Consider the following 24915-nt stretch of genomic DNA (forward strand, 5'->3'; position numbering starts at 1 on the left):
GCGGCTGGTTCAATACTAGCCGCGCACCGGCCCTTCGCCGGTGACGCGCTACGGCTCGCACTTCTGAAATCAAGCCGCGGCACCACGACGATGAGCTTGAGCGCGAGCAAACCGGTCACGATGAACGCGATCGCTACGGGTTGCCGAGGGACATGTTCCCGCAGACCGCCGAAATCGAAGTGGCGGCGCACTTGCGTCCCCCTGTAGCGGCGGTCTCAGACCGCCGAACTTGCGCGGAAGGCGACGGTCAGAGACCGACGCTGCGGAAGCGCGAAAAGGCGGACAGAAGCACGGAAGACGACGGTCTGAGACCGACGCTACAGCGCTACTCTGTCCGCAACGCTTCGACCGGATTGAGATGGCTGGCGCGGCGCGCTGGGAACAAACACGCCAGCAACGCCGCGAAGGCGAGCACCGCCACCGTCGAGCTCAGCAGCAACGGATTGTAGGGCGATATTTGGTAGAGCTGCGCCGCGACCAATTTTCCAAGACCGATCGCAGCCGCCAGGCCGACGACCAATCCGAAAATCACGGGCATCATTCCCTGTTTCACCACGAGGCGCAGGACATCGCGCGTTTGCGCGCCGAGCGCCATGCGCACGCCGATCTCGCCAGTGCGCTGTTCCACCGTGTAGGCCACGGCGCCGTAAATTCCCACCGTCGCCAGCAACAACGCGACGGCGGCGAACACGCCCAGCAACGTCATCATTAGCTTCGCCTGGCCGAGGGCTTGCGCCATCACCTCGGAGACCGGTTGCGGCTGAACGAGGGCCAGACCGGGGTCGATCGTCTTCAAAACTGCCTGGACCGTTTTCGTGACCACGTCCGGCGGTAACGGACTGCGGACGGTGATCGTCATGAACGGGAAATTTTCCTGCGCAAACGGCCGATAGAATTCCATGTCGTTTTGCTGATCCAGCCGAACGGAGCGGACGTCGCCGACGACGCCCACGATCTCGACCGGCACGCTGCCGCTCGTGATGAGCAACGTTTTGCCGACCGGATTCTCATTGCCGAAAACCGTTTTCGCGCCCGTCGCGCTAATCAGGATAACGTTCGGATGATCGGCCACGTCCTGCTCGTTGAAATCGCGGCCTGCGATGAGCGGGATGCCGAGGGTCCGAAGATAGCCGGGCGTAATGTCGTTCGAGGGTGCGCCCTTGCGCTCGGCCACCGGGGGGACGTTGCCTTCTGGGCGTGTGTAAAGCGTCGCGCCGCCGCCGCCGAAGAGCGGAATACTGCCGCTCACGGACGCATCCTGGACCCCGGCCGTAGCGCGAAGCGCGCTGGTCATTTGGTCGGCGAAACGGTTACGCGCCGCCACGTCGGGATACTGCGCCTGGGGCATCACCGTCAGGGCCGCCCAAAGATTCTCGTGCTTGAAGCCGGGGTTCTGATGACTGAGAGCGACGAAACTCGCGATGAGCAGTGACGCGCCCGCAAGGAGTGTGACCGACAATGCCACCTGCGCGCCCACCAGCAATTTACGGAAACGCTGTTGCCGAATGCTGCCCGCGGTTCCGCGTCCGCCTTCCTTCAGCGCATCCACCAAATCCGCGCGCGAACCTTGCCACGCCGGATAGAGACCCATCACCAGTCCGGTAAGGAGCGAAAGGCCAATCGTGAAAGCCAGGACCGGCATGGAGAGCGCAGTCACCGTGCCCACCTCAATGGGAAGAAAGTTCGCGGCCAGTCTCGGAATCAGCGGGACCAGTTGCCAGGCAAGCACCGTCCCAAGAATTCCGGCGAGCAGGCTGATCAGGACACTTTCGAAAACGAATAGCCGGAGCACGCTCGAACGCGATGCTCCCAGCGCCATCCGCAGCGAAATCTCGCGGCGCCGGCCGCTAAATCTCACGAGGAGCAGGTTGGCCACGTTACTACACGCAATGAGCAGGACGAACGTCACCGCGGCGAGCAGGGTGATGAACCCAGGCCGAAGATTCTCCGTCACTACTTCGGGCAACGGCTTCGAGATGGTGCCCGATTTGGCGTCGATCTTTTCCGGATATTGAGTGCGATAGCTGTCGCCCAGCAGCACCATCGCGGCCCGGGCCTGCTCGACGGTGACATTCGGCTTCAAGCGCCCGACTGCGCGAAGAAAGGCCGTCCCGCGCATCATTCGTTCATGCGAGAACCCAGGGATGATAAATGGCTTTGTCGTCCAGATGTCCGCGTTCGGACCGCTCCACGAAATTGGCAGCGTCGCGATCACGCCGACGATCGTGTGGGCGACGCCATCGAGCGTCAGCGCGCGGCCGATCACGTTTGGATCGCTCCCGAGCCGCGCTTTCCAGAAGCGTTCCGTGATCACGGCCACATCGGCGCCTTCCTCTTCCTCCGGCAGAAAAGTCCGGCCGCGGGTTGCGCGCACGCCCAGGACATCAAAATAATTCGACGTCGTCTTGAACAACGGCACCTGGAACGGATCGCCCAGTCCGGTCACCGTCGTGCCCAGGCCGTTTTCGCCCGCGAACCCATCGAAGACCTGTTGCCCGTCGCGGTAATGCATGAAGCGCGGCGCGCCCAGCGGAAAATCGACGGTTTGATCCTTAAAATGCGAAAAGACCTGGAGGACGCGCCCGGGTTCCCGGAACGGCAACCCCTTGAGAAACAGGTCGTTGATCAGCGAAAAGATCGCCGTGTTCAGCCCGATCCCGAGGGTGAGGGTGAGCACCGCCAGGAGCGTGAACCCCGGCGATTTTTTCAATTGGCGCAGCGCGAACCGAAGGTCAGTCATCATATAAGTACAAGGATTTTGTGGTTACGGGGCCGCAAAGATAAGATGCACCAAAACGGGCCATTGGATTCAATAAATAAACGCCGACGGTGTGGAATTCCGTCTACGGCAGCTGCCCCGTTAGGAGCGAGATTGGCAAGCGATGCGCTTGCCCTACAATTCGGACCGCCGGCCTTTATATCACGCCGGCTGTTTGACGATCCTCAGATAGGGTTTGGGGACGTTTCAGCCGTCGGGGAAGAGGGTTTTGGCGTCGGCATCGGAGACGGAGCCGGCAATGATGACGTCGTCGCCGTTCTTCCAGTTCACGGGGGTGGCTACTTTGTGTTTGGCGGTGAGCTGCATCGAATCGAGGACGCGCAGGATTTCATCGAAGTTGCGGCCGGTGGTCATCGGATAAGTCAGCATCAGCTTAATTTCTTGTCCGGCCCGATGATGAAGACCGAGCGCACGGTGGCGTTGGTGGCAGCGGTGCGTCCTTCCGAAGTCCCCGGCTCCTCCGCGGGGAGCATGTTGTACATTTTGGCCACGGCGAGATCGGTGTCGACAATCATCGGATACTTCACGGCCGCGCCCTGCGTTTCTTCGGTGTCGGCGGCCCATTTGCTGTGATCGGCCACGCCGTCGATCGAGAGGCCGATCAGCTGGGCGTTTCGCTTCGCGAACTCGGATTCGATCTTGGCCATATAGCCAAGCTCCGTCGTGCAGACCGGCGTGAAATCTTTCGGATGAGAAAACAGGACGGCCCATTTGTCTCCGATCCACTCGTGGAAATCGATCGGGCCGTGGGTGGTTTGCGCGCTGAAGTTCGGGGCGGCGTCGTTGAGCTCGTGAAGCGCCTCTATGCGACGTCCGATACCGATATTGTCTCCGAAGTCCAAAAGCACATAGGGAAGATTGATGTTACTCAGGCGGGGTTAGCCGCCGATATACTGCGGACTTGCGGTTTGAATCATAAACTTCGGCTCTACCGAACGGCCTAGGGTCACGTGCGCGAAAAGGCACCGATGGCGGTCCATCACGGTCGGGAATTTCGTCGGTTGCGAGAAACGGCGGATCAGGCATTCCAAATTCTCGATCAGAGTGAACATCGGCCGACTTATTTATCTTGAACAAATTCGTCGACGGTAAGGCCGGCTGCGCGAATTAGGCTGCGCAGGGTGCCCCGCGCGACTTCCTTGTGATCAGGTACTGAGAGCGTGGCACGAGCACTTTCCTTAACCAGGACGATGTGGTTTCCGGGACGAGCAACGCGCCACCCGAATCTCTCGAACGCGCGAACGACTTCTCGCCCGCTCATGACTGGAAGCCGCGGCATCAGTCCAGCGTTGGACTTGGCCAGCAGGAGGGCAAATACTTTTTGCGCCAGTTCTGCTAAACTGGGACTTCGACATCCGACGTCTCGAACGTCAACGGCATCCCGCGCTCGGCGCGGACCTCGAGGCAAGCCGTAATTGCGTCCTTGATGTTCTTCATTGCTTCTTCGCGCGTGCTACCCTGGCTCACGCAGCCCGGGATTGCCGGGCATTCAACGATCCACGCCTTGTCTTCGTCCTGATAAATCACCGTCGGGAACTTCATTGCTACTGTGTATGCACAATAGCATACGTTGTATGCCTTTCAGCATACGGGGCTCAAGGAAGTTCGCGAGGTTGCGAGACGAGGCAGCCGTTGTGGGGCGAGCACTCCGCTTGCCGGGCCCAAAGGGTGGCAACCGGTGCGGTTGCCCTACAATTTCAGCTCTCCGACTTCCGACCTCTGAATCAACCAGGTTGCTTGACGATCCGCAGATAGGGTTTGGGCGCGTTCCAGCCGTCGGGGAAGAGCGTTTTGGCGTCGGCGTCGGAGACGGAGCCGGCGATGATGACGTCGTCGCCGTTCTTCCAGTTCACCGGGGTGGCGACCTTGTGTTTGGCGGTGAGTTGCATAGAATCGAGGACGCGCAGGATTTCGTCGAAGTTCCGGCCGGTCGTCATCGGATAAGTCAGCATCAGCTTAATTTTCTTGTCCGGCCCGATGATGAAGACCGAGCGCACGGTGGCGTTGGTGGCAGCGGTGCGTCCCTCCGAAGTCCCCGGCTCCTCCGCGGGGAGCATGTTATACATCTTGGCCACCGCGAGATCGGTGTCGCCAATCATCGGATACTTCACGGCCGCGCCCTGCGTTTCTTCGATGTCGGCGGCCCATTTGCTGTGATCGGCCACGCCGTCGATCGAGAGGCCGATCAGCTGGGCGTTTCGTTTTGTGAACTCGCCCTCGATCTTGGCCATATAGCCAAGCTCGGTCGTGCAGACCGGCGTGAAATCTTTCGGATGAGAAAACAGGACGGCCCATTTGTCTCCGATCCATTGGTGGAAATCGATCGGGCCGTGGGTGGTTTGGGCGCTGAAGTTGGGGGCGGTGTCATTGATGCGAAGTGACATGGAGTCTCCTTTGGTTGATTGCGTCGACAAGAAAGAGCCTGTTTCCGGGAGATCGATATTGCCCCGATCGCTCGGGAGATTTCCAGCCTTTAATAAATGTCGAGGTCGTTGGCAGAGACCGCGTCGCCCTGGTAGAGGGAGTGCATCTCTTTTAGAAGGCCCTCTTCGGTGTCTTTGTCCCCGCCGAAAAACATCTGGTGATAGAGGACGAGCTTTTTTGGTTTCGCTTTGGTGGCGAGTGTCGCCAGCTCTTTGGTGGAGGTGTGAAAGCTCGTGATGTAATTCCGCCAGTCGTCCTTGGTCTTTTCGTAGCCGAGCTGCGTATAAACTTCATGGAGGAGAACGTCGCAGCCGTTGCAGTTTTCGATGACGCTGTCGCTCGGCGCGCAATCACCGGAAAGCACGATGACTTTGTCCGGCGTTTCGAACCGGTAACCGTAGGCTTCTTTCCAGGAACCGTGGTGAACAGGAAACGCTTTCACGGTGACGTTCTCGTCTTTGTAAACGACGCCGGGTTTGATCTCGTGCGCGTTCACTTTGTAACCAGTGCGATTGCCGTGCTCGAGTCCGTCAGTTCGAATGGCGATGTCTTCGCTGTAGGCGGCGAGGAGATGGTCGGTCATCGCTTTGAGGCCGGCCGGACCATAACTTTCCAACGCATCCTTACGGCCGAGCACCCAAGGACTGAAAATGAGATCGGCGTAACCCAGGGTGTGATCGGAATGAAGATGAGTGACGAAGAGGGTCTTGAGTTTCGGCATGACCAGGCCGGCGACACCTTTCCGAAGCGCGGCGGAAGCGCGGCGAACGACGCCCGGACCGCAGTCGATCAGGTACGGGGTGTCGTTAACCACAATCGCGACCGACGGTCCTGAGCGCTCCGGATTGGCGGCGGGATTGCCAGTGCCGAGCATCACAACCTGGGTGCGCGACGGCGCAGGACTGCTCGGAGCCGGCGTTTGCGCGACGAGGATCGATGCGCCGCAGAGAAAAATGGCGAGGGTCTTCACACGCCGTGATCAGGAGGATGCTTCCCATCGCGCTTGATCAGATGCTCGATCCAAAGTTCGATCGGCCTTCCGAAGAGCAGAAGGAGCAAAGTAAAAACAAACCCCATTCCCAGGAGCGCCCAGTAGCCGAGGCCACAGACGATCCCCAGGACCGCGCAAAGCCAGATGGTGGCTGCGGTCGTTAGGCCGGTGACGTGCCCGGCGGGATCGCGCATGATTACGCCCGCGCCCAGGAACCCGATGCCGGTGAGAATGCCTTGGACGACACGACCAATCGCGTTCGGGTCCGCCGCCATGACGCCGCCAGGCGCATTGAGCACCATGATGGTGGCGAGCGCCGATCCCAGACTGACCAACGCATGCGTGCGGAGCCCGGCCGGCTTGCCACGCAAATCGCGGTTGAGGCCGAACAACGCGCCGAGCAACAGCGCGGCGCCGAGACGAAGGGCCGCTTCCAGGTTCCAGCTCACGGTCAGACATTGAGCCGGAAGTGCGCGTCGAGAGGCAAGCCTTTTCCAACGAGAGGCGGTTTACCACCGCAGCCAAAAAACGGCGGTTTCAAACCGCCGCTCCTTGACGCCGATCAACCCAGCGACCGGAAACGAACAGGATTTTGCACCGCGTTGGAATCGAACCAACAACCCAGTGATTAAGAGTCACTTGCTCTGCCAATTGAGCTAGCGGTGCGTTTTTTTGAAGGATCGCAAAATTACCCACCGCGGCCGATTGCACAAATACGTTAGCCCTTTATTTTTTGACTCGAAAAATGCGAACGGGAAAGCCGCATGACGCCGAGCGACAAAATAAAGAGAGTGCGAGAATTTCAGACTGCCATTTCCGCCAAAGTCTCTATTAAGCTTTGACTGATGGCGAGCCCCAGGACAGAAGCTGAGACGCGTGAGCAAATTGTTGACTCTAAGCTTGCGGCCGCCGGGTGGACCGAGAAAGAGCGGAATGTAATTGACGAATTCTTTCTCGGGACTGGCCTGCGCGTCTCGGAGGGACCAGGGACGAGCGAACAAGGCAGAGAGTTCGTCGATTACGTTTTGCGTGGAGCTGACGGGAAGCCGTTGGCGGTGGTGGAAGCGAAGTGTAGTAGCCGGGACGCGCTGGCGGGCCAGCGGCAGGCCTCTGATTACGGAGATAGAATCCGGGATTGTACGGGATTTGATCCTTTTGTCTTCCTAACCAACGGGAACGATATCTGGTTTTGGAATCGTGGACGCCACCCCCTGCGCAAGATCGCTGGATTCTTCACGCGTGATGATCTGGAGCGGTTAGCCTTTCAGCGACAGCATTCGGATGCGCTCGAAAACTTCGGGGTGAACTCCACCATCGCGGGCCGTACATATCAAGTCGAAGCGGTTAAGCGCATCACGGAGGCAATGGGACGAGCACAGCGTAAATTCCTACTCGTCATGGCTACGGGTACCGGCAAGACCCGCACCGTCGTCGCGCTCATCGACCTGCTTATGCGCGCCAAATGGATTCAGCGGGTGCTCTTTCTCGCTGACCGCCGTGAGTTGGTCCGGCAGGCGCTGGGCGATCTCAAGGAGCATCTGCCGAATGAAACTCGCGCGCGAATCGAAGCGGGCGAAGTCGATGCCGGCGCACGGATTCATATCGCGACCTATCCGAGCATGATGCAGGTCTATCAACAGCTTTCGACGGGCTACTACGATCTCATTATCGCCGATGAAAGCCATCGTTCGATTTACAATCGCTATCGGGCGCTCTTCGATCATTTTGATTCACTTCAGCTCGGCCTTACCGCCACGCCGACTGACTACCTCGACCACAACACGTTCGATCTCTTCGAGTGCCCCGACGGCCTGCCAACATTCTATTACCCTTTCGAGAAAGCCGTCGAGGAAGGCTATCTAGTGAACTACCGAGCGCTGGAAGCGCAGACTTCGTTTCAACTCGAAGGCATCAAATCCGGCGAGTTGCCGCCAGAGGTGCAACGCCAGTTGGAGGCCCAAGGGATCGACCTGAATGAAATCGAATTCGAGGGCAGCGATCTCGAGCGAATTGTCACAAACACCGGAACACATGACGCAGTCGTCCGGGAGTTCATGGAGAGATCGCGGAAAGACGCTCGAGGCACCCAGCCGGCCAAGACGATCATCTTCGCGATGGGTCATCGGCACGCCGTGGAGCTGTGGCAAAGTTTCAATCGTCTTTACCCTGATCTCCAGCGCCAGGGCTTTGCTGAGATCATCGACAGCCACATGGAGCGCGCCGACAAGACGCTCGACGACTTCAAGCACCGCGACATGCCTCGGGTAGCTATCTCCGTGGACATGCTCGACACCGGCATCGACGTGCCCGCGATCCAGAATCTCGTCTTCAACAAACCCGTCTTTAGCCAGGTGAAATTCTGGCAAATGATCGGACGCGGCACTCGGCTCTGGAGCGATCCCGAAACCGGCGCGTCGAAGGCCGATTTTCTCATTATCGATCACTGGAATAACTTTAGTTACTTCCAGATGAACCCCGAAGGAGAGGTGGCGCATGCGAGCGAACCGTTGCCCGTCAGGTTGTTTCGCTTGCGGCTCGAGAAACTTAACCTTCTCCGCGCACAGGATGATACACATCCAGTTGCCTCTGCGGTCGCGCAATTGCAGCAGATGCTCGCGCCGCTGCCGCGCGACAACGTCAACATCCGTCCACACCTCGACGAACTAGCGGAACTGCAGGAAGCTCGCGCGTGGGAGCCCTTGCCGCCCGATCGCATGCGGCATCTCAGCGAAACGATCGCGCCCCTTCTGCGTTTTTTGCCCGTTGTGTCCCTCGCTGTTATGACTTTCGAAATCCGCACCGAGAAGCTTGCGATCGAGCATCTCTCTGGGCGGGATATCGATTTGCTCCGTCAGCAAGTTGTCGAGGATTTGCGGCTGCTCCCGCAGAGCTTGCGGGAAGTGCAGGCCCAGAGCGAAAAAATCGCGCAGGCGCTCAGCCCGGCGTTTTGGAATGGACTGACTTACGATCGGATCGAAGAGCTGCGCACGAACTTTGCGTCGCTTATGCGCTTCCGCCAGCGTCCGCGCGAAGAGTTAATCCGCCTGGACCTACCCGATGAAATCGCCACCCGCCGCTGGATCATCTACGGTCCCGGTGGGGAGGGGGCCTACGCGGAAAATTACCGCGAGCAGGTTGAGGCGCGCGTCCGCGAAATGGCCGCGCAAATGCCCGCGCTTGCCAAGCTGCAACGGGGCGAATCGCTCACCGACGCCGATCTCCAAAGCATCGCGAGTGGCCTGAATCGTCCCGATCTTTTCATCAGCGAAAGAACGCTTCGCCAAGTCTATGAATGTCCCGAGGCGGATCTGGCAGCCTTTCTTCGTCACATGCTCGGCCTCGCACGGCTCCCAAGTCGCGAGGAAAAGATCCGCGACGCCTTCGACGGCTTTATTGCCGCGCATCCACACTTTAGCGCGCTGCAAATTCATTTTCTCCGCGCGGTGCGCGCCGCGGCTATGCGCCGTGCTAAACTCACCGGTGAAGACCTTGCGCAACTTCCATTCAGCCGCATCGGCGAAGCACGAAAACTCTTCAGCGAAAGCGAGCTGACAGAGATTCTCGACCTCGCTAATCGTTTAGCCGCATAATCTCTCCCCATGCTCTCACCCAAGCTCAAAACCGATATCAAGAAACTCTGGGATAAGTTTTGGTCCGGCGGCATCGCTAATCCGCTCACGGCGATTGAGCAAATCACGTATCTCGTTTTCTTGAAACGCCTCGAAGACCTTGATAACCAACGCGTAGAGGAAACATTCAAGAAAGCCGCGTCTCAAGCGGTTCTGAGCGATGCGCTTCGGCGGATGCTCAGTCACGTTTTCCGATCGGTCGAAACAGAAAACTTTCGCTGGAGCTACATCAAACAACTCCCGAGCGAGGAACGGCTCAACCATGTGCGCGGTCCTGTGTTCGATTGGCTGAAAAAAATTGAAGGTGCGGGCGACCGGATGCGGGATGCCGTCTTCGTCATTCCGAGCGCGAATCTTTTGCAGAGCGCCATAGAGATCATCGATCACATTTTCGTTCCGTCGCAAAATCAAGACACGCTGGGCGACATTTACGAATTTCTTCTATCCGAAATCGCTGAGGCAGGGAAAAACGGCCAGTTCCGCACGCCGCGCCACATCATTCGAGCCATGTGTGATCTGGTGGACCCGCGTATCGGCGAGCGGATTTGCGATCCAGCGTGCGGTACCGCTGGCTTCCTTGTGAATGCCTATCAGCACATTCTCAAGCGCCATACCAACCGGGAAACACTTGAGTTTGAGGCGGATGGTACACCGCTTAATGCCTACGGTGACTTACTCAGTCGGGACCAGCACGTCGAATTGATGCAAAATCATTTTCACGGCTTCGATTTCGATCGCACGATGGTCCGGTTGGGCTGGATGAACCTTGTCCTTCATGGCATGGAGAATCCGAAAATAAGCTATGCCGATTCACTCGGAAGCCGCTTTAACAACGACCTCAAAGTCAACGGTGGTTACGAGGGGGATTACGACGTCATCCTCGCGAATCCACCCTTCACGGGCAGCATTGACAAGGAAGACATCGGTCGGAGTCTGGCCGACCTCGGCTCCGCTAAGACCGAGTTGCTCTTCGTCGAATTGATTTTGCAACTTCTGCGGGTCGGAGGACGTGCGGCGGTCATCGTTCCTGAAGGCGTGCTCTTCGGCTCCACTGGCGCCCACAAAATACTGCGCGAAAAACTTGTCACCGAAAATCAGCTCGAGGCTGTGATCTCGCTTCCCGGCGGGGTGTTCCAGCCCTACACTGGGGTGAAGACTTCGATTCTCGTTTTCACGAAAGGCGGCAAGACCGACGAGGTCTGGTTCTACGAAGTCGCGGCCGATGGTTTCAGTCTCAATGCTCGTCGGTCCCCTCAGCCGGAGCAAAACGATTTGTGGGACATGGTGCTGAAATTTTCCCTCCGCCAAGATGCGCATGCGCCACAGCCCCGGCCAGTGTTCCTAAATGATAGCGCTTGGGATGAATGGAGGTCGATCGATGCTGCGACTCGCGCCAAGCGCCTTGCCCAGCCGGTCATTAGAACTGAGACGCGGACAAGTAGCGACGGCGAGAGCTTTGAAGTATCGCTCTTCAAAGGCTTGCAGACACTGGACGGGAGCGAACCGAAAGAGTGGACGGCAACGGCGAAGCAGATCGCGAGCAACGACTACAATCTCACTAGCGGACGATATAAGGTCTTCGCCGAGTCCAGCGCAACGCATCGCGCTCCAGCAGAAATCATCCGGGAGTTGCAAAGCTTGGAGGGGAAAATCCAGAGCGGCCTCGAAAGTTTGCTGGCAATGGTGGAGGCGGAAAAATGAACGTTGAGAGCTGGCGGGTCGCGCCGCTTGGCGAGGTTTGCGAGATCAGCACAAAGCTGGCGCTCGATCCTGAACCGCCCGCGGAAACGGAAGTAAGTTTCGTTCCGATGGCGGCGATTGACGAGACAGAAGGTGCGATCGTCGCGCTGGAAAAGCGCCCGTACAGTGAGGTGCGACGCGGCTTCACGAGCTTTCGCGAGAACGATGTCCTCTTCGCGAAGATCACGCCCTGCATGGAGAACGGCAAAGCTGCCATCGTGCGCGATCTTCGTAACGGTCTCGGCTTCGGTTCGACGGAATTCTATGTGCTCCGAGCCGGGCCGGACGTACGCCCCGAGTGGCTCTTTGCGTTCATTCGCCGACCTGCGTTTCGAGCGGAAGCGAAGTCAAACTTCACCGGCTCCGCCGGGCAGCAGCGGGTGCCGCTCGAATTCATGCGACGCGTGGAAATCCCGGTTCCACCCCTTGCCGAACAGGATTACATCGTTGGTTTTTTGGGAAAGGCTGGCGAGTTGCGGACCTTACGCAAACAAGGCCTCGAGAGTGTCAACTCGTTAAGGGCCGCTCTCTTTGAAACAGTCTTTTCCGGAGCCGATAGCGAACGATTTCCAATTCGTGAGCTGAATGAAATAGCAGAGGTTGTTTCTGGAGTTGCGAAAGGCAGAAAACTGGATCAGTCACGGGCAATGCTAGTGCCCTACATTCGTGTTGCTAACGTTCAAGACGGATATTTAGACCTCGCTGAGATTAAAGAAATCGAAGCCCTTCCCGAAGAGGTTGAGCAGCTCTCGTTAAGAGTAGGAGATGTCTTGATGACGGAAGGTGGTGATTTCGACAAGCTGGGCCGCGGCGCGATTTGGGAGAACGACATTCCCAAATGTATTCATCAAAATCATGTTTTCCGTGTTCGAACACAGGACGCAGAATTAGAGGCTGTTTTCTTCGCCAATTACCTACAGACCGCTCGCGCCCGACAGTACTTTCTTAGGTGCGCCAAACGCACGACCAACTTGGCAAGCATCAATATGCAGCAGCTACGTAAGCTTCCAGTTCCGCTACCGCCATTGGAATTGCAGCGCAAATTCGTCGCTAGAGCATCGATCTTACGGGAAATGCAGGGACATCAAAGTGCATCTTCCAAATCTGTTTATCAATTGACAGAAGCGCTCCTCGCGCGTGCTTTCTCTGGCGAGTTAACGGCGCGATGGCGTGCGCAACAAGCACCGCAAGAACCCGCGGCGATTGCGGCCAAAGCGCCCGAAGAAATGCCGACACCCGAACCGGAAGCGCCGCCGATTTCTGTTCCGCAGATTATCGCGGACCGCGACCGTATATACACTTCGCTTGGTCCATTCCAGCGTGCGCTTTTTGATCGCGTGGCGGCGGAGCCGGATTATTTCACTGCCGAAGAAATCGCCAAAGAGGATGCATTTGATTTGGTTGGTGTGAAGCGCGGGCTGCAATTGCTTGCGGCGGCGGGTTTCATCGTCGCGGCGAGCCGCGCAGTGAATCCTTCGGAATCGGAGATTTTCTATGTGGATTCCTTTCGCATGCCGCGTGAGGAAGATGACGTGCGAATGGATCTCGTATCTGCATGAGGCTGCGCTACGCCCGCATCTCAAAGTTGCCCCCGCTCGACGATGTGGAGATCAATTTCGGCCACGAGCAGGCGCTGGGACGCGCCTGCGCGATCCATTTTATCGTGGGAGTGAATGGCAGCGGAAAAAGCCGGCTGCTCCAGGCGCTCGCGGAAGTTTTTCTCCAGCTCGAACAACAGCGCGTCCCGCCATTTCCCACGACTATCGTCTATGACCGCGAGGTGAACGCGGAGAGCCACACGATTTCTTTCCATCATCCGGGTGGCGCGACCTCAAGCGCGGGCTTCAAAGTTTTCAAAACGAGCGCGCTGCCGCCCGATGTGAACTGCGCGAGGCTGCACGAACAAACGGATTCGCTGCTTCATTTCACTGGCGACGACCTGCCAGGGTCAGGCACGATCGGAATCTATCTGCCGAGCGTGCTCGTGGGCTACACCTCCGGCGTGACTGACCCGTGGGAGCGGATTTTTGCGCCGCCGCCGCCCGCGCTTGAAGAAGCGCTTACCGACGCGCCGAGGACGGTGGAGCTGGAATCCGAACGGCCTGCTGGTTGGAGCATCGACCGCGAGGCAGAACTAAACCCGGTCGATAAGGAGACGCGGGCGCAACTCTTTGCGATGGTTTCGCAAAGGCAAAGTGGCGAGGGGTCGCAAGGTCGGACGATCGGGCTTTTCGTCTCGCCCGAGGCGCTGCGAGGGGCGCTCTGCGCGACAGCTCTGGCGAGTTTCATTGAGGAACACAAACAGCGGATGTCGGGCGAGGCGGAGGAAAAGCAATTCGTCGCCGACATCGCGGACTCAATCGAGACGCGACAGCGAATGCCCGGGCAGCGAGGGATTTTGAACGAGGTGGACTGGCTTTGGCCCGAGACGATCACGATGCGGATCGTTTGGCGACCCGATCGCCTGGTCAGACAGCGCCAGACGCAAATCGCGCAGCTGGCGAAGGTCGCAACGCGCGTGTTACGCGAGCCGGGCCAGCATGAATCGCTTGTCGGCAGGGCGTTTCATTTTGACCTGCGCCGAGAAGTCACCGACACGCAAGACCTGAAACTGTCGACCGCCGAAGCACTCTATAAAGCGCTAGGCGGAGCCGAGCCCACACCGCTGAGTTTTTTCCGAGAACTGATGGCGTGGAAAAAAGAAGGGCTGCTGAGCGACCTTGAAATCGTGCTGCGTAAACGCAACGTGCCTGACCTGCTGCTCTACGATTGGTTGAGCGACGGCGAGCGAATGTTCCTGGGACGGATGGCGCTTTTCCATCTGCTCGTAGGCACATCCGACGCTCTCTTGATCCTCGACGAGCCAGAGACGCATTTCAACGATGTCTGGAAGCGCGAGATCGTAGACATCATTGACGAAGCGTTAGGCGATCAGCCTGCAGAGGTCCTGATCACCACGCATTCAAGTATCGCGATCACGGACGCGTTCAGCTTCGAAACTTCACTTTTCGAGAAGCAGCGGAGCACGGGCGAGGTTTCAGTGCGGCCGGTGCCAGTCAATAGTTTCGCGGCGCTTCCAGGGGAAATTTTACGGGAAGTTTTTGGCTCGGGCGGAACGGTGGGAAAACGAGCGGGCGAGTTGCTTGAAATGGTGCTCTTTCTCGCCGGGAAAGCGGAGCTTGTCGAGAGCATATGGCAAACGAAGCGCTTATTCGCTCCCTTCCACAGCATGGATGATGATTCGGAATATCAAGCTCTCCTCGCCGAGGTCCGGGAACACCGCGTCTTCCAGCGAATTCCGGATGAAAGGCTGAAGCGGCGTTTGTCTGGGACCATCCTTTGGTTGGAACAACTTGCTGGCCAAACGGAGACCGCGGACGGTCAACCAAAGTTCACGGACGCTCTTTTGGCGCTGGAGGACAAATTAGGCGCGGGTCATTATCAATTTGAAGTGCGCAGCCGCCTTCGCGATCTGCTAGGATACACGCCGGAGCCGACGCATTTCACGAGAGGCTGGGACAAGCACGACGAAGAACCGCCGGCCGCGCAGGCTATGGGAGCGTAGCATGCTGCATCGCATCCAGCTTTGCCCACACTGCGAGAAAATTCTGATGGCGGTGCTCCGCTTACAGGAAGCGATTCTCGTCTATGCCTGCGCTTCAGCAAGCGTATGGCTTCCCTCGGTGGCAGATTTCCCAACTATGGCTCCGTCCGCGGCTCAATGGTTCATTGGGAAGCTCCAACGCGGCGCGAAACTAACGAAATTCGGCACGGCGCTGAAGGCTCTCTTCGATCACGTCCGCGACGATCCGCTTGGCGGGCAGGAGATCGTTGAGGCGTTCCAGAACGATGTGAAATTTCCGAGCTCCGTAGATGATCCGGTTTTTGAGTTTCAGTTCGCGCTGCGTCTTGATGCCGCCACTCAAAAGGTCGTGAAAGAGTTGATGGTGCTCTTTTACGAAACACTTGCCGGTGCGAACTTTCCTAGCGCAGTGCACGGCGAGCCGGAGGATTTCACGCGTGATCTGCTGCTCGAAGGTTTCGAGCGCGCCAACCCCAAGCTGCAAGTCTGCCCAGCGTGCGACGGCCAGAAGCCGAGCAAAATCGAGGCAAAACTACTCGCGGATGCCGATCATTACTTGCCGAAATCGCTTTATCCATTTCTCGCCGTGCATCCGGGAAATCTCGTCCCGGTCTGCCTCGAATGTAATCAGCGAATCAAAGGCGACACCGATCCAGTGCTTGATCACGCTACCACGCCTCTTGCGAATATCTTCCTCCCCTACGTCGTTCCGGCCTCGGAGCATCTGGAGCTGTGCATCCGTCGCGATGGCGGCAAAGGGCTCGCGATTGAGTTTCACGATAGGAGTGCACCCGGATCGAGACGCGTGGAAAGCTTGCAGGCAATCTTCGCGCTCGACAAGCGCTGGCCCGGCCGGCTGGACGGCCAGAAAGACAGTGTAGTCGATGCGCTTATGGCAGCGGGCGAAAGGCGTAGAGATGCTGGTGAGGAGGTGAGCGAGCAAGTACTCGAGAGCCTGCTAACGACGAGTCCCAGAGAGGCGGAGCGATATACTGGCAGGTCACCATTTTTCCTGCTCAAACGCAGTTATCAGGAGTTTGCTCTTCACGATCCAGCGGAGAAACTGGGACTGATTGCCCAGTTCGAAGGGAAATAGTCTGATCCCCGCTCCTAAGACGCGGAGACGAAAAGCACTAGGAATCGACTTCAAGTGGGAGGAAGAGCGTCTGCGCCCGATCGAATAACGGTCGGAGGCGTGGCGGGATCGCGTGGGGATTCTTGCCACTCAGTTTCAGGATGGCCGAGCAGTTGATGACGGGGAGTGGCCTGTCCCCAACCGATGAGAGCTGGCATCTTCCCTTTTAACTGAACCAGAGCGTGGTTGGCATATCGTTCGCGGGTTCCGCCAGACCGCGCATCGCTTCCCTGGACTCGAACCAACAAGCCAGTGATTAAGAGTCACTTGCTCTGCCAATTGAGCTAACGGTGCGTTTTGGCGTCCTCGGGAGACCGCTATTTTGCCGCAGATTCTTCCCGAATCAACCGGCGCGCAGTCAGTCCAGTTGAATCCATCGCCGCGCCGCATGTCCTCGCCCGCACCAGACAAGCACAAAATCCGACGAAGAAAGGCGAGTGGCATCAAGCAACGGATCGGCCCCGCTCTCCGGAACGACAAATCAACCGTATTGGCCTGGTTAAAGTTTGCGATCGCCGCTCCAAACCGTAGTTCAGGCGGCGAATCCAAGCATAAGCCCCTTCCATTCCCGGGGCGTTCGAAAGTCACAACCGCGTTACTTTTCGCGGCTGGCTCTCGCGGAGCGGCGCGGCAAAGTCCGTCACGCCGATGAAAAAATTTTCTTCTCATTTCGATCGATCGTCCCGGAACGCACCGCAAATGCCGCCTGGCAAAAGCCAATTGATGACAAGTCCGGTTACCGCCGCAGACCGAATTTCTCGCATGAAAACGACCACCCGAATTTTTCTCCAGCTGACAATCCTGGCAGCAGCCCTCTGCGCTTTTACCGCAAGAGCAGGCGAACTGATTTATTCCCAAGCCTCGGATAACCAATCCACCTTTGGTCCGAGCCAATTATGGACGGCGACTAGTGTGAACAGCGAAGTTGCTGACGAGTTTAACGTCGTCGCCAACATCGACCGTGTTTCCGCCGGAGGATTTGTCTGGGGTTCGGTAAATTTTCAAGGCGTTTACGTTCGCTTCTATGAATTTGGCGCGGACGGCAAGCCGGGTGTGCTTCAGGGCGAATATTTCCTCCCGGCAGGGGATCCCAAGGTAACGTTCAATTCTCTCACGGGCGGAATCGACGCAACTTTGTCGCCCGCCTTCGCTGCCACCGGCCGCCATTTCCTCTCCGTCCAGCCCATCATCAACTATTGGTATTGGTGGAGCTCGAGCAGCGGCGCCCCACGCGGCCAGGCCTTCTATTTTCGGGACAACACCACCGGGGAAGGGTGGCATCACGGCGACAACCTGAACACCAACGTTAATGCGGACCTCGTTTTCAATCTCTACGGATCGGTCACCAGCGCTGGCGTCATCACCAGTTTGTCCGACACCACTCTGCCTCGCAGTGGTTTTCTGGAGATTTTCGGGAACAACTTCGGCGGTGACGGGACTGTCTTAGTGGGAGGAATCGCCGCACCCGTGGCGGATTGGAGCAGCACTCGCATTGTGGCCTATGTGCCCGAGAATGCGCCTCTGGCCACGCTGCCCTTGCAAGTGGTCAACAACTCGGGCGGCAGTAATACCACTCCGCTTACGGTAACGGCGCGTCCAGCCCCCGCGGACCACGTGAACTGGCGCTTCCGGATGAACGGCCCTTATTCGATGGTGAGGCCCGCCATTGCCGCGGATCGCACCATCTACGCGATTGACGTGTTCGACCACCTTTATGCCCTCACGCCGGATGGCGGACTGAAATGGCTCGTGCGAGGCGCGGGAGACAAAGGTGTCGCCGTCGGCGCGGATGGCAGCATTTACGTGGCCTCCGAGAGCTACATCAAGGCGTTCAATCCCGACGGCTCTTCAAAGTGGACCTACGTGCAAAATCCCCGGTCGCTTACCTGTCTGGGCGTCTCAGTGGGGCCCGATGGCAATATCTACTCGGTTGGGACGGAAGGTCCGGGAGTGTTCTCCCTCACCCCCGCGGGCACGCTGCGCTGGCAACAACCTGAAGTTTACCGGCGGCCAATCGTTGATTACGGCGAAATCGTCTTCGGCCCGAATGGCGCCAATCAACAGCTCTACTTCTATGCGAACACTCATGTTCGCGGTCTGCGCCTCGATGGCACTCCAGTCTTCGAGCTTCCCGTGTCCGGTCAGCCGGCGATTGCTCCCGATGGCAGTGTCCATTTGCCACTCGGAGCCTATTCGCCCAATGGCAACCTGCTTTGGATCTTCCCGACTCCGTTTCCCTATAATGTCTTTACGCCGGCCGACATTGGGAGCAACGGAATCCATTACTTCGTGCAAAATTTGAGCAAGCTGTTTGCGCTCAATCCTGATGGCTCGCAGCACTGGCTCGCGGAGGTGAACGGCTATGTGAACGGGCCAATTGTCGATCCGTTCAATCTGCAGTTGGTGATGGGCAGCGCCGATACCCTCGATCATGCCGGCTTTGTTATTTCCGCCAACACTCAGGACGGGCAGGAGAATTGGCGCGTAATTTTGCCTTTGGAAGATCCGGCCGTTTGGAACCCTGGCGTCGGAATGTTTGGCTTTAATCAATTCCCCAGCACGCGAGCACGATTTACTCAGGATGGCCAGACGGCCTACGTCCATACCGCGACAGCGACGGGCGACAACAACACAAGCAAGTCCTTCCTCTACTCTCTGGCCGTGGGAACCGGCGCTCCGCCGCCGTCCCCGACTCCGAGTGCAAGTCCGACTCCGAGTGCAAGTCCGAGCCCAAGCGCAAGTCCCAGCCCGAGCGTAAGTCCCAGCCCGAGCGCAAGTCCGAGCCCGAGCGCGAGTCCCAGCCCAAGCGCGAGTCCCAGCCCGAGCGTGAGTCCCAGCCCGAGCGTGAGTCCCAGCCCAAGCGCGAGTCCGAGCCCGAGTATTTCACCCAGCCCAGGTGCAACCCCGACGCCCTCAGTAAATCCGCCGGCTCAAGCCATGAACCTTTCCACCCGCACCCGGGTCCAGACCGGTGACAATGTAGGCATCGGCGGCATTATCATCACGGGAAGCGCTCCAAAACACGTGCTTATTCGCGCGGTTGGCCCGTCGCTGGCCAGTTTCGGCGTTCAGAACGTCCTGGCCGATCCGATCCTCGAACTGCATGGGCCCGGCGGCTTCACTACGATCACGAACAACAATTGGCGAGAAACGCAGGCGTCCGAGATTCAGGCCACCGGGCTTTTACCGGCTGATGAGCGGGAGGCCGCGATTGTCGCGACCCTGGCGCCCGGCGCCTACACCGCCGTTGTCAGAGGCGCTGCTAACACCGCGGGCGTCGGCTTGATTGAAGTTTACGATCTCAATCACGGCGTTGATTCCAAGCTTGCGAACCTAAGCACCCGGGCCGCCGTGGGCACAGGTGACGACATCGTTATCGCCGGGTTCATGCTCGGCAGTAATAGCGCCAATAGCAGGATCGTGATCCGCGGCATTGGTCCAAGCCTGGCCGCGACGGGAGTGACCAATGCCCTGCCGGATCCGGTTCTCGAACTGCGCGATGGCAACGGCTTGCTTCTCACCGCCAACAATGACTGGGCCGATACCCCCGCGGCAGCCGCCGAACTGACGGCCATGGGCCTCGCCCCAACAAATCATCTCGAATCCGCCATCGTCGCGACCTTGCCGCCGGGGAGCTATACCGCGCTCCTCTCGGGGACGAACAACGCTGCCGGAGTTGGAGTTGTGGAAGTTTACGAGAGCGGCAGAGCACCGTGAGGTTCATCTTGGGCGCTTGGGCGCGGAGCTGACCAACACAAATCAATTGTAGCCGCAGCTTGAACCCTTGTCACAGTCGCTTCCGTCGCCCCTAAACGGGGCTCGTTCCGATTATCCCTAACCCCGGAGTTCCGCTTCGCTTCACTCCGGGCTCCAATCCGGCGCGCCTTCCGGCGCTAGTGCTTCCCATTTCCGGTCTTTCCGGCGTCAGGCCGGTTCTCTCTCCGAGTCCGAAGGGGCGTCGGAATAAAGCCCGGAGCCGCCAACCCCGGGGTCGGAGATCTTTGCCGTCCAAGCAGCGACCTGATCGGCAATTTGAAGGGTGAAGTCTTCAAGGCCGGGCCGCGCTTCCCTAATCTCAGACGTTATTTGCCTTAGGGAGAACACCCTAGCCGATGTTCCCCCCTTTCCGAATTGCAGTTGATGGGTTAATCGAAAGACCAGCTGACTGCCTGAGAATTCCATGTTACCACCGCGCGAAGAAGACTTTCGACCACTCTCGAGCCAGATCGAACAGGCGATTTGGAAGGCCGAAGAGCGCTACCGCGCGTTGGTGGAGAACTTTCCAGGGGGCAACATTACCCTGTTCGACAGAGAACTCCGTATCCTCTTTGTCGGGGGAGACGACATGAAGAACGCCGGCCCGCCAGACATGTTCGTAGGCAAGTTCTTGCGAGAAGTGGCGCCGGTTGAGACGTGCGCGATCGTCGAACCGAACCTCGGCCTCGCGTTCCAGGGACGGAAAGTAACCTACGAAACACCCTACAAAGGAGGAACGAGATACCGCGCCACCGCTACGCCGATCTTTTCGAATGACGGGGACGTCAGTGAAGTGCTGGTGGTGGCGGCGAACATCACCGAACAGGAACAGACGCGGGCTGCCTTACATGAGAGCGAAGCGCGCTTTCGTTTGCTCGCCGAAGTCACGAACGATGCCATCTGGGACTGGGATCTGGTCAAGAACGAGGTTTGGCGGAACGACGGTTTCGAAACCCTCTTTGGCTATAGCCGCGACGAAATCGAGAACTCCATCGCTGATTGGTCCGACCGGATTCACCCTGCCGAACGTGGCCGCGTGTTTACGGGAATTCGGCGGGTCATCGATGAAGGCGGAACAACCTGGTCGGACGAATACCGGTTCCTTTGCAAGAATGGAAACTACGCCTATGTCCTGGATCGCGGACAGGTGATTCGTAACGGTGCCGGCAAAGCCGTGCGAATGGTCGGCGGCATGCGCGATTTGACCGAGCGCAAGCGCGCCGAAGAAGCGGCGAAGGTTTTCCCGGCCGAACTATTGAGAGCCCAGGATGAAGAGCGCCGGCGAATCGCCCGTGAATTACACGATTCGACCGCGCAGGAACTGGCCGTTGTCGCCCTGAATCTCGGTCGCCTCGAAGAATGGATGGAGGGCCATGATCCGTGGGCGGAGAATCTTCTCGCCGACAGTCTCGCCGTCCTGACCCAGGGAAATCGAGATTTGCGCACCCTGGCTCATCTTTTGCATCCACCGATGCTCGAGGAGCTGGGTTTGATCGGGGCGCTCCGAGATTATGTCGAAGGTTTTTCAGCGCGCAGCGACATCCAGGTGGAATTGGATGCGCCCGAAGACTTCGATCGTTGCTCAGACGAAATTGAGACGGCGCTGTTTCGCGTCGTCCAGGAGAGCCTCGCGAACGTGCATCGTCATTCCGGCAGCGACGTTGCCTTTGTAAAATTGAAGCGCGATGATGAAATCATTGAGCTGACTATTGCTGATCGCGGTCAAGGTTTACCGGATGGCCTGTTCACCGGCACGGCCGACGCAGCGCGCGTCGGCGTTGGTATTTCCGGAATGCGCCAACGAATCGTGCAACTGGCGGGCCGTCTCGAAATCACTTCCCACCAAAGCGGCACTACTGTCGTGGCCGTTCTTCCGTTTTGCCCGAAACGTTCGCGGACCGGCAGTTTCTTTTGAGAATGAAAAAGCTTCGAATCCTGATCGCCGACGATCACCCGCTGGTGCGCCACGGCCTGCGTTCGGTGCTCGAATCGCAGCCGGGTTGGACGGTTTGCGGCGAAGCCGAAGAAGGCCGGAGCGCGGTGAAGCTCGGTCTCGAATTGAAACCGGACGTTTTCTTGATGGACGTCACCATGCCGGAATTGAACGGCCTGGACGCGACGCGGCAACTTTGCCGCGAACGCCCTGACGCTGCGATCTTGATCCTTACCATGCACGAATCCGACCAACTTCGCGCCGATCTGCTGCGGGCGGGGGCAAGGGGGTGCCTGCTCAAGAGTGACAGTCCGCGGCAATTACTCGCCGCGGTGGAAGCGGTGGCGAGCGGCAAGCAATACTTCATCCCCAATGTCACGGGCGGGGCCCGTCCTTCCGACCGCACAAACAACGCGGGCGCCGGAAGGCTGCCGGCGCGGTTGAGCGGGCGCGAGCGCGAGATTGTCCAGCTCCTGGCAGAAGGGCGGACGAACAAGGAAATCGCCACGCTCCTCGGCATCGCCTACAAAACCGTGGACGCCCACCGGACCAACATCATGAAGCGCCTGAACATGCATTCAGTTGCGGAACTGGTCCGTTACGCGATTCGCGAACGCATCATCGAGCCATAGCAGGGCTGCGATCTAGGGTGGGTTCCCTAGGGTAAATTGGTCTCCGAAATAGGGAGGACGGGAGCGAATTCCGGCGCGATAATTCATTGTCCCCGTTGAAGTAAACAATCCCCCCGGGTTGTTAATGCGTTATGGCTCAAAAGAAATTGCGCATCCTCATTGCTGACGATTATCAGATTGCCCGCGAGGGCATCCGGGCCTTGATCGAAAGGCAAGCCCGCTGGGAAGTCTGCGGTTCGGTTGGGAATGGGTTCGAAGCTGTGGAGAAGGCCAGCGAACTCAAGCCCGACATCGTTATTCTCGATATGACAATGCCGGAGCTGAACGGGCTCGATGCCGCCGTCCGGATCAAGCGTCGCCTTCCGAACACGGAGATCCTCATGTTCACCGCCCACGAAAGCGATAACCTGATCCGGCAGGCGTTCGACGCCGGGATTAAGAGTTACGTTCTGAAAAGCGATGGCCATCATTTCCTCGTTGAGGCGATAGAATCGCTTTCCCGCCACAAGCCGTACCTCACCGCGAAGGTGTCCGAAATCTTGTCTTCGAACGTTATCAACCGGGCCGAAAGCAGGCGCGGCGATGCCGAGCCGGGCCAGCGCCGCCTGACCGCTCGTGAGCGGCAGGTCGTGCAGCTAATTGCCGAAGGCAAAAGCAACAAGGAAATCGGTAACGCGCTCGGTATCAGTCTTCGCACAGTGGAAAACCACCGTGCCAACATCCGTCGCAAGCTGAAACTCGACTCGGTGGCGGGCTTGGTTCGTTACGCGATTCGCAACAAAATGATCGAACCGTAAAGGGCGCAAACGCCCCGTTTCGCGACTCCGATTAAGGGCGTGACTGGGCAATTTACGCCCGACTAGGTAGAACCCGCCATCTCCGCGCGCCTTCCGGGCACGTCTTACGCTATTCCTGAAATTGTCATGCTTGAAAAAGGAGCCAGGGAGAATCTTTATCGGATCATGACGGATGTCCGCGCGGGGACCGGCCAGCGATCCGTTTCCGGCGGCGACTTTGGAATCGTCACTATCTGGGTGCGGGCCGCTTCGGTTTCGGCCGCGATCACGAAAGCAGGCTTTGTCCTCAACGATCGCCGATACAGTTCCATCGGCACGCTCCATTGTTACGTCGAAGAACTCGCCAACGATCCGCTGGCTTTCGTCAGCGAAGCGGAGCGGGCCAGGGAACGATCCGCGGATCAGTTGCTCGCCGGTTACGATAAGCTCAAAGAATCCGCGCTGGCCCGGGCTGACGGTCTCCATGAGGTGTGGCTGGGCGCGACTGCTGACGGCGCGCTTCACAAAACGAACCGTGCCGCGGCTGCGTAGCCCCTAAAATTCGGCGACCTTTCCACGTCACCTGCGCGCTGGTGGTCGCGGATTGCGGGAACTGCGCGGAACGCAGGCCTAACGATTTGATGGCAAACCGGCGCGAAGGGCAGATATTGCAGCACCATGCAAACCCCCAATGGCGCGGAACGCGAGACCGGGCTGCCAGCGGTAGGCCGGGTGCCGTGGGGATCACACTTCTGTATCTTTTACGAAACGAAGCAGGACCTCCTCGATATTCTGGTGCCGTATTTCAAGACCGGACTGGAGGCGAACGAGTGCTGCCTTTGGATTGTCACACCGTACGAATTCCTCTCGGAGGCGGACGCAATAGCGGCTCTGCGGCAGAAGTTGCCCAACATTGACGATTATCTGCGAGGCAGACAGCTCACCGTGCGGCGGCATTCGGACTGGTTTGCCGGAAACGGGATCTTCGATACTTCGAAAGCGGTCGCGCGTTTCCGGAGAAAGTCGGCTGAGGCGGAAAGGCGCGGCCTGAGTGGGTTGCGGGTGAACGGCAGCTCGGCCTGGATAAGTTTTCAGCTTGGTCCGGCTAAGTTTTGCAAGTTCGAACGCGACCTAGATGCGTGGTTGGCTAACGGGCGGATAATCGTCGCCTGCACGTTCCCTCTGCATTTGATCGGAGCGGGAGAAATCCTCGACGCGGCGCGAACCCACCAGTTTGCCGTAACGGTTCGCAATGGCGTATGGAAGCGGGTTGAGATCGCAGACGTCAAAGACGCGCGGGCCGCGAAACGAAATGCCAGTCGTTCCCTGCACAAGTTGAGTCCGCGCCAGCGCGAAACCCTGCAACGCATTGCCGAAGGTCAGAACACAAAAGAGATCGCCGGGCTGCTGGGGATTAGTGCGAAAACGGTGGAAGCGCATCGCTTGCAATTGATGCGCCGGCTGAAGATCCACGATGTTCCTGGACTGGTCCGGCTCGCAATTCGCACCGGATTGGTTTCGGCAGAGACGTAGACAG

18 protein-coding genes and 1 tRNA gene are annotated in these 24915 nt (G+C 58.5%); 11 read left to right on the plus strand and 8 right to left on the minus strand.

The genetic code is table 11. The features are described from left to right. Positions 1–325: 325 nt before the first annotated feature. From VJU77_15420 to VJU77_15455, 8 genes are all read right to left on the minus strand, one after another. Positions 326–2743 carry an ABC transporter permease gene (locus VJU77_15420; protein ID HKP04742.1) on the minus strand — a complete coding sequence of 806 codons (2418 nt, stop codon included), beginning with the start codon at positions 2741–2743 and terminating at the stop codon, positions 326–328. A 222-nt stretch (positions 2744–2965) separates the two neighbouring features. After that, positions 2966–3148: a hypothetical protein gene (locus VJU77_15425; GenBank protein ID HKP04743.1), complete on the minus strand. Its 183-nt coding sequence runs from the start codon at positions 3146–3148 to the stop codon at positions 2966–2968. Continuing rightward, positions 3148–3627, minus strand: coding sequence for a redoxin domain-containing protein (locus VJU77_15430; GenBank protein ID HKP04744.1), 480 nt, complete (start codon positions 3625–3627; stop codon positions 3148–3150). Before VJU77_15430 ends, VJU77_15425 begins: the two co-directional genes overlap by 1 nt. 487 nt (positions 3628–4114) lie before the next feature. Beyond that, complete coding sequence (locus tag VJU77_15435) at positions 4115–4321, minus strand: type II toxin-antitoxin system HicB family antitoxin (GenBank protein ID HKP04745.1); 207 nt, start codon at positions 4319–4321, stop codon at positions 4115–4117. A 182-nt stretch (positions 4322–4503) separates the two neighbouring features. Continuing rightward, positions 4504–5163 carry a peroxiredoxin gene (locus tag VJU77_15440; GenBank protein ID HKP04746.1) on the minus strand — a complete coding sequence of 220 codons (660 nt, stop codon included), beginning with the start codon at positions 5161–5163 and terminating at the stop codon, positions 4504–4506. A gap of 89 nt (positions 5164–5252) precedes the next feature. Next, the gene (locus VJU77_15445; GenBank protein HKP04747.1) at positions 5253–6173 is read right to left on the minus strand and encodes an MBL fold metallo-hydrolase; all 921 of its coding nucleotides are present in this window, start codon (positions 6171–6173) and stop codon (positions 5253–5255) included. Next, on the minus strand, positions 6170–6643 hold the full coding sequence (locus tag VJU77_15450) for an MgtC/SapB family protein (GenBank protein ID HKP04748.1): 474 nt from the start codon (positions 6641–6643) through the stop codon (positions 6170–6172). The genes VJU77_15445 and VJU77_15450 overlap by 4 nt, the downstream gene beginning before the upstream one ends. 144 nt (positions 6644–6787) lie before the next feature. Beyond that, positions 6788–6860, minus strand: a tRNA-Lys gene (locus VJU77_15455). Positions 6861–7039: 179 nt separating this feature from the next. Between VJU77_15455 and VJU77_15460 the strand changes: the two genes are divergently transcribed. The 11 genes from VJU77_15460 to VJU77_15510 all read left to right on the plus strand — a co-directional run bounded on the left by VJU77_15460 (position 7040) and on the right by VJU77_15510 (position 24911). Next, on the plus strand, positions 7040–9784 hold the full coding sequence (locus VJU77_15460; GenBank protein HKP04749.1) for a DEAD/DEAH box helicase family protein: 2745 nt from the start codon (positions 7040–7042) through the stop codon (positions 9782–9784). A gap of 9 nt (positions 9785–9793) precedes the next feature. Then, positions 9794–11524 carry a class I SAM-dependent DNA methyltransferase gene (locus VJU77_15465; protein HKP04750.1) on the plus strand — a complete coding sequence of 577 codons (1731 nt, stop codon included), beginning with the start codon at positions 9794–9796 and terminating at the stop codon, positions 11522–11524. Continuing rightward, positions 11521–13122 (plus strand): restriction endonuclease subunit S, encoded by a 1602-nt coding sequence (locus tag VJU77_15470; GenBank protein HKP04751.1) that lies wholly within the window; start codon positions 11521–11523, stop codon positions 13120–13122. The genes VJU77_15465 and VJU77_15470 overlap by 4 nt, the downstream gene beginning before the upstream one ends. Beyond that, positions 13119–15128 (plus strand): AAA family ATPase, encoded by a 2010-nt coding sequence (locus VJU77_15475; protein HKP04752.1) that lies wholly within the window; start codon positions 13119–13121, stop codon positions 15126–15128. Before VJU77_15470 ends, VJU77_15475 begins: the two co-directional genes overlap by 4 nt. 1 nt (position 15129) lies before the next feature. Then, positions 15130–16242 carry a hypothetical protein gene (locus tag VJU77_15480; GenBank protein HKP04753.1) on the plus strand — a complete coding sequence of 371 codons (1113 nt, stop codon included), beginning with the start codon at positions 15130–15132 and terminating at the stop codon, positions 16240–16242. An 801-nt stretch (positions 16243–17043) separates the two neighbouring features. Next, on the plus strand, positions 17044–19998 hold the full coding sequence (locus tag VJU77_15485; protein ID HKP04754.1) for an IPT/TIG domain-containing protein: 2955 nt from the start codon (positions 17044–17046) through the stop codon (positions 19996–19998). A gap of 463 nt (positions 19999–20461) precedes the next feature. After that, entirely contained in the window at positions 20462–21952 is a 1491-nt protein-coding gene (locus VJU77_15490; GenBank protein HKP04755.1) for a PAS domain-containing protein, read from the plus strand. Positions 21953–21954: 2 nt separating this feature from the next. Beyond that, entirely contained in the window at positions 21955–22602 is a 648-nt protein-coding gene (locus VJU77_15495; protein ID HKP04756.1) for a response regulator transcription factor, read from the plus strand. Positions 22603–22733: 131 nt separating this feature from the next. After that, on the plus strand, positions 22734–23399 hold the full coding sequence (locus tag VJU77_15500) for a response regulator transcription factor (protein HKP04757.1): 666 nt from the start codon (positions 22734–22736) through the stop codon (positions 23397–23399). A gap of 126 nt (positions 23400–23525) precedes the next feature. Continuing rightward, positions 23526–23930 (plus strand): hypothetical protein, encoded by a 405-nt coding sequence (locus VJU77_15505; protein ID HKP04758.1) that lies wholly within the window; start codon positions 23526–23528, stop codon positions 23928–23930. A gap of 126 nt (positions 23931–24056) precedes the next feature. Then, on the plus strand, positions 24057–24911 hold the full coding sequence (locus VJU77_15510) for an MEDS domain-containing protein (GenBank protein ID HKP04759.1): 855 nt from the start codon (positions 24057–24059) through the stop codon (positions 24909–24911). Positions 24912–24915 lie beyond the last annotated feature (4 nt).

It is taken from the genome of Chthoniobacterales bacterium, from assembly GCA_035274845.1.
In the GTDB taxonomy this organism is placed as follows: Bacteria; Verrucomicrobiota; Verrucomicrobiia; order Chthoniobacterales; family UBA10450; genus AV80.

Coding starts and splice junctions, on each gene's coding strand:
- VJU77_15420 (HKP04742.1), bottom strand. CDS start 2,743: ATGATGACTGACCTTCGGTTCGCGCTGCGCCAATTGAAAAAATCGCCG.
- VJU77_15510 (HKP04759.1), top strand. CDS start 24,057: ATGCAAACCCCCAATGGCGCGGAACGCGAGACCGGGCTGCCAGCGGTA.
- VJU77_15465 (HKP04750.1), top strand. CDS start 9,794: ATGCTCTCACCCAAGCTCAAAACCGATATCAAGAAACTCTGGGATAAG.
- VJU77_15480 (HKP04753.1), top strand. CDS start 15,130: ATGCTGCATCGCATCCAGCTTTGCCCACACTGCGAGAAAATTCTGATG.
- VJU77_15475 (HKP04752.1), top strand. CDS start 13,119: ATGAGGCTGCGCTACGCCCGCATCTCAAAGTTGCCCCCGCTCGACGAT.
- VJU77_15490 (HKP04755.1), top strand. CDS start 20,462: ATGTTACCACCGCGCGAAGAAGACTTTCGACCACTCTCGAGCCAGATC.
- VJU77_15485 (HKP04754.1), top strand. CDS start 17,044: ATGAAAACGACCACCCGAATTTTTCTCCAGCTGACAATCCTGGCAGCA.
- VJU77_15500 (HKP04757.1), top strand. CDS start 22,734: ATGGCTCAAAAGAAATTGCGCATCCTCATTGCTGACGATTATCAGATT.
- VJU77_15435 (HKP04745.1), bottom strand. CDS start 4,321: ATGAAGTTCCCGACGGTGATTTATCAGGACGAAGACAAGGCGTGGATC.
- VJU77_15495 (HKP04756.1), top strand. CDS start 21,955: ATGAAAAAGCTTCGAATCCTGATCGCCGACGATCACCCGCTGGTGCGC.
- VJU77_15460 (HKP04749.1), top strand. CDS start 7,040: ATGGCGAGCCCCAGGACAGAAGCTGAGACGCGTGAGCAAATTGTTGAC.
- VJU77_15505 (HKP04758.1), top strand. CDS start 23,526: ATGCTTGAAAAAGGAGCCAGGGAGAATCTTTATCGGATCATGACGGAT.
- VJU77_15470 (HKP04751.1), top strand. CDS start 11,521: ATGAACGTTGAGAGCTGGCGGGTCGCGCCGCTTGGCGAGGTTTGCGAG.
- VJU77_15440 (HKP04746.1), bottom strand. CDS start 5,163: ATGTCACTTCGCATCAATGACACCGCCCCCAACTTCAGCGCCCAAACC.
- VJU77_15425 (HKP04743.1), bottom strand. CDS start 3,148: ATGCTGACTTATCCGATGACCACCGGCCGCAACTTCGATGAAATCCTG.